Here is a 6,542-nt window from a genome sequence, read left to right as displayed (position 1 = left end):
GAACAATCGGCCGAGAAAACGACTTGGATTTCTCACCCCATTAGAGTATATTTCTAGGCAAGTTAAACAAATTTACTTGGCGACTTAAATTCGCCTTTCATTATTTTTCCTTTTTCTTTTTGTTATAAACTTTAAAGGCTGTGCCGGGCATTGCCATCATCTAATGGATAATCGCCGTGCAGTTATTTTTAGCTTAAGTAAACTTTATTAGACTAGACTAACTACGAGTTTGTAAATTAGGGCCGTTGGAGGAGACACGTTCCAACGGCCCCGATTTACGTTTTTGAATTAAGAAATCTGCTAGATTCTTCGACTCCGCTTGCGCTTCGTTCAGAATGACACGAGGACTTTAATCCTCGAATCTCTTTTCCTTATTGGCCTTCATACCGAAGAGTTTCAGGAAGATTCCAGTACCAATGAGGACAATCACTGCCGTGACAATCCAGCCGGTGCTTCCGCCCACAGGAATCTGGTAGAGAAGTACGGCAATGGCCCAAGCAAGGATCGTCTGAACAGTCGCCATCAGCACGCCAAGACCCAGGCCGATTTCGCGAACCACAACGCCCATGGCAGCCAAGCAAGGCACGTACAGCAGGATGAATACCAGGAAGGCAAACACCTGCCAGTTGAACCCGTCGTGACCGCCATTATGGAAGTAGGAGCGAAGGTTAGCGTAGATATCGGCAGTTTCGCTGAGGTCGCCTTCTTCAAGAGCGCCCATGGCATCTTCGTCAAGTTCAACGCCTGCAGCAGCAAGCTTTGCAAAGACTTCTTCGCGGGTCTTTTCGTCATCTTCTTCTTCGCCGAAGGTTTCGATAGCGGCGTATTCTTCGCAGGTCAAGACCTTGGCTTCCTGAATTTTATCCAAGGTTTCCTTCTTCAGTTCTGCAGCGCTTTGGGCTTCAAGTTCGCCAGAGGTTCCCAGGATGTCCGTAAGAGAGCCAAAGACTTCGCTGAGGTTTGCAGGGATAGAAGAGACAGCTTCAATGAATGCTGCCTTAAGATCAGGAGCACCATCTTCCTCTTCTTCTGCAGGGCATTCGTCAACACCTGCGATGAGAGGCTTTTCTTCTTCGGCGGGTTCTGCGACGGCAACGGTTTCGGCTGTCGGTTCTGCGGCAGATTCTGATGCGGCCTCACCGCTAGATTCTTCGACTTCGGCTACGCCTTCGCTCAGAATGACACCAGGTGCGGCGGGGCCTTCGCTCAGAATGACACCCGGGGCAGTGCTGTCGGTAACAGCCACAGTTTCTCCTTCTGGTGACGGGGCAGGTTCAGAGACGGGAGCGGTTTCAACAGCCGGGGCTTCCTCAGCGACAATTTCTGCGGCTTCAGAAGGTGCAGCGGGTTCAGCCTGAGGGCCTTCCACCGCTTCACTCTTCGGAGCCATGGAGTACAGAGAGTTCATAGTGCCGATGACAGCTTCCTTAGCCAGCAATCCGGTAAAGAGGGAAACGGATGCAGGCCAGTTGTCTTCTTCGACACCAAAGGGTTCGAACACCGGAGTAATGGTCTTGCCTACGGAGGAAAGCAAGCTATTTTCAGAGTCTGCGTTGCCGGCAGTAAACTTGCCATCCACATAGCCGAAAGCGTTGAGGAAACCAAGGACAGCCACAGCAATGGTAATCACCTTACCGGCACGAAGCACATAGTCCTTCAGCTTCAGCCAGGAATGGATCAGCAGGGACTTCAACTTGGGCAAGTGATAGTTAGGCAATTCCATCACAAAGTTGCTGGATTGGCCCATAAAGAGGGACTTCTTCAGGAACAAGCCATAAACGATGGCGAAAACAATACCGACCAGGTAGAGGGCAAACACAATGGTTCCTGCCTGTTTTCCAAAGAAGGCTGCTGCGAACAAGGCATACACCGGAAGGCGAGCGCCACAACTCATGAAAGGCACCAGGAAAATAGTGAGGAAACGTTCGCGCTTGCTTTCGAGAACGCGAGAGCCCATAATGCCGGGAACGCCGCAACCAAAGCCCACCATCATGGGGACAAAGGCACGACCGGGCAAGCCCAGGAATCGCATAAAGCGATCTGCCACGAAGGCGGCGCGAGCCATGTAGCCAGAATCTTCCAAAAAAGTCAGGCACAGGAACATGAAGAAGATGACCGGAATAAAGGTAGACACGGTCTGGATACCTGCACCAACGCCGTCGGCGAGAATAGCGGTAATCCAGGCGGGTGCGCCAATGACGTCACCCAGCAAGTAGCCCAGGCCATCAACGAAAATAGCACCGAAGAGCACATCGAAGAAATCGATGAAAGCACTACCAATAGTCACTGCAACCCAGAACACCAGGTACATCACCACCATAAAGATGGGCAGCGACAGCCAGCGATTCAAGAGAACGGAATCCAACTTGTCGGAGAAAGTCTTCTTGGAGCGGTCACCAACAATCACTTCACCGGCAACATCATGGGCCATACTATAGCGGGCATCAGCCAGAACAAATTCAGATTCTTCGCCCAGCTTTGCAGTGATTGCAGCCTTGTCCAAAGTCACGCCAGCTTCGACAAACTTGTCGGCGTAGCTCTTTTCGTTGCCCAGGTACATAAGGGCGACCCAACGAGGATCCGCATCCAAAAGCTTTGCAACAGGTTCAACCTGAGGTTCCAATTCCTTAACGACAGTTTCCACCTTTTCGCCATAGGTCAAGGCGGTCGGCAGGGCGAACTGGCTAGAAATCACATGGGCCATCTGGCTAATGAAATTGGTAACACTCTTTTCGCTCACCGCAGAAAGAGGAACTACAGGAACACCGAAACGCTTGGAAAGAGCTTCCATATCGATATGGAGGCCGCGCTTTTCTGCAATGTCCATCATGTTCACAGCAATGACCATAGGCTGCTGCATATCCACCAGCTGGGAAGTGAGGAACAGGTTGCGTTCGATGTTGGAAGCATCCACAATATTTACAATCAAGTCCGCTTCACGGGTCAGCAAAAAGTCAACAGCGGCACGCTCGTCTTCGGAGTTTGCAAAGATGGCGTAAGTACCCGGAAGGTCCACCACGCGGATGTGGCGGGATCCCAGGTCGAAAAATCCTTCTTTCTTTTCCACAGTAACGCCGGGCCAGTTACCCACATTCTGACGGGAGCCCGTAAGGGCGTTAAACAGAGCAGTCTTACCGCAGTTCGGGTTTCCTGCTATAGCGATTGTAAACGGTTTCGGTGACATAATATTCTCTTAAACTCTCTTCAAATTCAACACATTGCCTTCTTCCCTACGAAGAGAAAGGCGGTAGTTCAGAACACTTACTTCAATGGGATCGCCCAGGGGAGCAATCTGCATCACTTCCAAGGTCACGCCGCGGACGAGACCCATGGACAAAAGCTTGGACTTGTAGCGGGCATCGCCATCGTTGTAGCCGACGATTTCCACCTTGTCGCCCTTTTTAAGTTCAGAGAATTTCGGCTCGACGTTCCACTTCTTGGATTTTCCGTCGCAGCCACAGCCGCAATTACAGCTCATTTCTTGTTACCCTTTGCGACCTTCAACTTTTTGACAGTCGTGATCACTGATTCAGAAGGCTTCATGAAGTCTTCAATTTTAGACAAAGTCTCTGCCGACAGGATATGTTCCATGCAACAAGCGTCCTTATCGGCAATGGCTTCGGAAACACCGAGACGAATTAAAAATCCTTTCAGGAGAATATGGCGGTTCAGTACGTCAGCGGCAGCCTTCTGGCCAGCCTCTGTCAATTCGATACCACTATAAGGTTCCTGAGTCACCAAGCCAAGTTTTTTCAGTTCCAGAATAGCCTTTGCCACAGAGGGCATCTTCACCTGCAGGGAAGCGGCAATATCTTTCACGCGGGCGATTCCATGGGCCAGGCGTAGCATATGCACCATTTCCAGGTAATCTTCCAAACTCTGACTGAGTTTTACGTGTTCGTTTTCCATTGTTACCTCTTTTTTAGTTCGAACGTTGCTTAAACACGGCATTTTCGCGCGCCAGCCATGTTTAGACAAGCCTAATTGAGTTAGGCGAGACTAAATTTAGTTAACCTCGGCTAATTAGTCAAGGCTAAAATCTTAAATTAGGCTAAAATTTTTTAGCGGAAGCTAATTTTTTTATTTTCAGCACGGGACGAACCGTCCTGCGTCGACATTGAATAGCCAAACACCCGCTCATTTGCTACATTTATCTTACAAAAACGAATTGAACAGGCATTTATATTAGGAGATCCCATGAGGAACCTTTACGCCATTATTCTTTCTCTCATCCTCGCCGCTTCCGCATTCGCACAGGAAGGCGAGCAAGCCGCATCCAAGCAAAAGTCCCCTGTAGGCGTAGGCGCCAAGGTGGCATTTGACTACGGCATGATTTACGGCATGGACGACGAAGATGACGATGTAGACGGCAGCCCCTCCGGTCTCGGCTTTGACGCAGGCCTAATGCTCCGCGTCATGCTGGTGAACAATTTCTACTTCGCTCCGGAATTCAACTTCGCCTACATCAAGACCGAGCACAAGTACTTGAACGCACTCCGTAGCTACACCCGCATGGATCTGGAAATTCCCCTGATGCTCCGCGGCGTCGTGGCTGACCGATTCTATGCAACCTTCGGCCCCCAGCTGGGACTGAACCTTTCCAGCGACAACAAGATTCGCGTTCAAGGATCCAACCTTCCCGAAGATTTTGACCAGACATTCTTTGAATTCGGCATTGCCGTAGGCGCAGGCGTACAGATCGCTCAAGGCTTCTTCTTCGACCTTCGCGTATACATGGGCTTGACCGAACTTTTCCCGGATGTAGACTACCTGTGGGATGACGACTTCAGCAAGGATCCCAGCAAGTCCAAGGGCTGGTCCTCTATCGACATGGCCGGTGCCAAGAACCTGAAGTTCAAGGCCGGTGTCAGCTACTGGTTCATCTAGTATTTTTTGATCCATAGGGAACACATGGGAGTTTTTAGGCAATCCGCTCTGGATCTTTGCAGGCCCATTCTTTCTACCGAAGGAATGCGCAGCCTGGATAACGACACAAAGACATTCAACAGCAGGAACAACGGGTTTGGTGCTGCAGGTATAATGCCAGGCAACTCCCCCGTCGATGCCGGCTACGAACTGATGCTTCAGGCCGGTGACGCCCTTTACAGAAGGGTCCGTGAATTGCTGCCTCAAGAAACCTACGGCACGTCTGTAGCGATCTTCGTTGGCGGAGGCAACAACGGTGGCGACGGTCTTGTTCTCGCCAAGCTGCTGCTGGAAAACGGAATCCATTGTGTCGTATACTCCCTGACCAAGGCAGAAACTTTCAAGAACGAGGCAAAGTTTGCCTACGACGATCTGGTGGCAAACGGCGGATCCCTGGTAAGTGTAGCAGGAGGACTTCCCGCAACGCCCACCTTCAAGCTGGTGGTAGACTGTATGCTGGGGAACGGCGCTTCCGGCGAACTTCGTCCAGCATTTGCACAGGTGGTCCAGACCATCAACAGCTGGAACATTCCGGTCCTTGCCGCTGATGCTCCCACCGGATACGACTCCTCTTATCATCATACAGGCGAAATCAGCATTAAGGCAAAGGAAACAATGCTGTTTGGCCTCCCCCGTCTGGACGCCTACACCCAGGAAGGTTCCCGCTGTTTCGGCAACGTCACCATTGCGCCCCTGAGCTATCAGGATGACTTGATCCGCCGCTACGATCAGGGATTGTACCTTGCGGAAGAAAGCCTGATTGAACAGCTCCTGCCCACAAGAAACGAAGCCGGCGAAAAGCGGTCACAGGGCTGTGCGCTGATTATTGCTGGTTCCGCCAATATGACAGGTGCCGCCGCGCTGTGCACGGAATCCGCCCTCAGGAGCGGCGCAGGCCTCGTCACGCTAGCCGCCCCAAAATCAATCCTGCCGGTACTGCAGACCAAACTTTCCGAGCCCGTTTTCTGTGGGCTTGGATCCGCAGACAGCCAGCATCTTTCCATGATGCACATCATGCAGCTGCAGGATGTAGCCCGCTACCAGCACGCGGTAGCCATCGGGCCTGGCATGGGTACAGACCTGGAAACCCAGGACGCCATCCGAATCTTCCTTTCGGGTCTAAAGCTCCCGGTGGTCATTGACGCAGACGCCATCAATGCCTGCGGGTCTTCTTTCTTCTGTATGGACGACTGCCCCAAGGAAGCCATCATCACCCCGCACAAACGTGAATGGGAACGCAATTTCGGCCCGCTGCCCTCCAGCGAAAGCTACTATCCGGAATACCTGAAGCAGGTGGCCGCACAGTTCGGCCTTGTGATCCTGCTGAAAGGCTCCCCCACCTACGTCGCCACGCCAGACGGCCGCGTATTCATCATACCCGCCCGCAACTCCGGCCTTGCCAAGGGCGGTTCCGGCGATGTCCTCACAGGCATTATCGTATCCCTGCTTTCCCAGGGCGTTCCCGCCCCCGAAGCAGCGGTACTCGGAGCACTCATCCATCAGAAAGCAGGCCGCATTACCCGCGAGCAGATGGGGCCCTACGCCATGCTCCCCAGCGATGTCATTAAAAATCTAGGCAAAGCCTTCTGCTAGTCATGCTGAACTTGTTTCAGCAT

The 6,542-nt window shown here is 52.0% G+C and carries 5 protein-coding genes; 2 read left to right on the top strand and 3 right to left on the bottom strand.

Annotated features, from left to right (window positions below):
• Positions 1-349 precede the first annotated feature (349 nt).
• The 3 genes from feoB to BGX12_RS13325 are packed head-to-tail and all read right to left on the bottom strand — an operon-like array spanning position 350 to position 3,909.
• Positions 350-3,184, bottom strand: a complete 2,835-nt coding sequence (feoB, locus tag BGX12_RS13335; protein ID WP_109736537.1) for a ferrous iron transport protein B — start codon at positions 3,182-3,184, stop codon at positions 350-352.
• A 9-nt stretch (positions 3,185-3,193) separates the two neighbouring features.
• Complete coding sequence (locus tag BGX12_RS13330; RefSeq protein WP_109736536.1) at positions 3,194-3,478, bottom strand: FeoA family protein; 285 nt, start codon at positions 3,476-3,478, stop codon at positions 3,194-3,196.
• A complete protein-coding gene (locus BGX12_RS13325; protein WP_233246399.1) occupies positions 3,475-3,909 on the bottom strand; it encodes a metal-dependent transcriptional regulator in 435 nt (144 codons plus the stop codon). The genes BGX12_RS13330 and BGX12_RS13325 overlap by 4 nt, the downstream gene beginning before the upstream one ends.
• A gap of 288 nt (positions 3,910-4,197) precedes the next feature.
• Between BGX12_RS13325 and BGX12_RS13320 the strand changes: the two genes are divergently transcribed.
• Positions 4,198-4,887, top strand: coding sequence for a porin family protein (locus BGX12_RS13320; RefSeq protein WP_109736535.1), 690 nt, complete (start codon positions 4,198-4,200; stop codon positions 4,885-4,887).
• A 24-nt stretch (positions 4,888-4,911) separates the two neighbouring features.
• The gene (locus BGX12_RS13315) at positions 4,912-6,519 is read left to right on the top strand and encodes an NAD(P)H-hydrate dehydratase (protein ID WP_233246398.1); all 1,608 of its coding nucleotides are present in this window, start codon (positions 4,912-4,914) and stop codon (positions 6,517-6,519) included.
• Positions 6,520-6,542 lie beyond the last annotated feature (23 nt).

The sequence above is a fragment of the Fibrobacter sp. UWR4 genome (assembly GCF_003149045.1).
In the GTDB taxonomy this organism is placed as follows: domain Bacteria; phylum Fibrobacterota; class Fibrobacteria; order Fibrobacterales; family Fibrobacteraceae; genus Fibrobacter.
The sequence above is the reverse complement of the archived record's forward strand: the minus strand, read 5'-3'. Positions and strand labels throughout refer to the sequence as shown.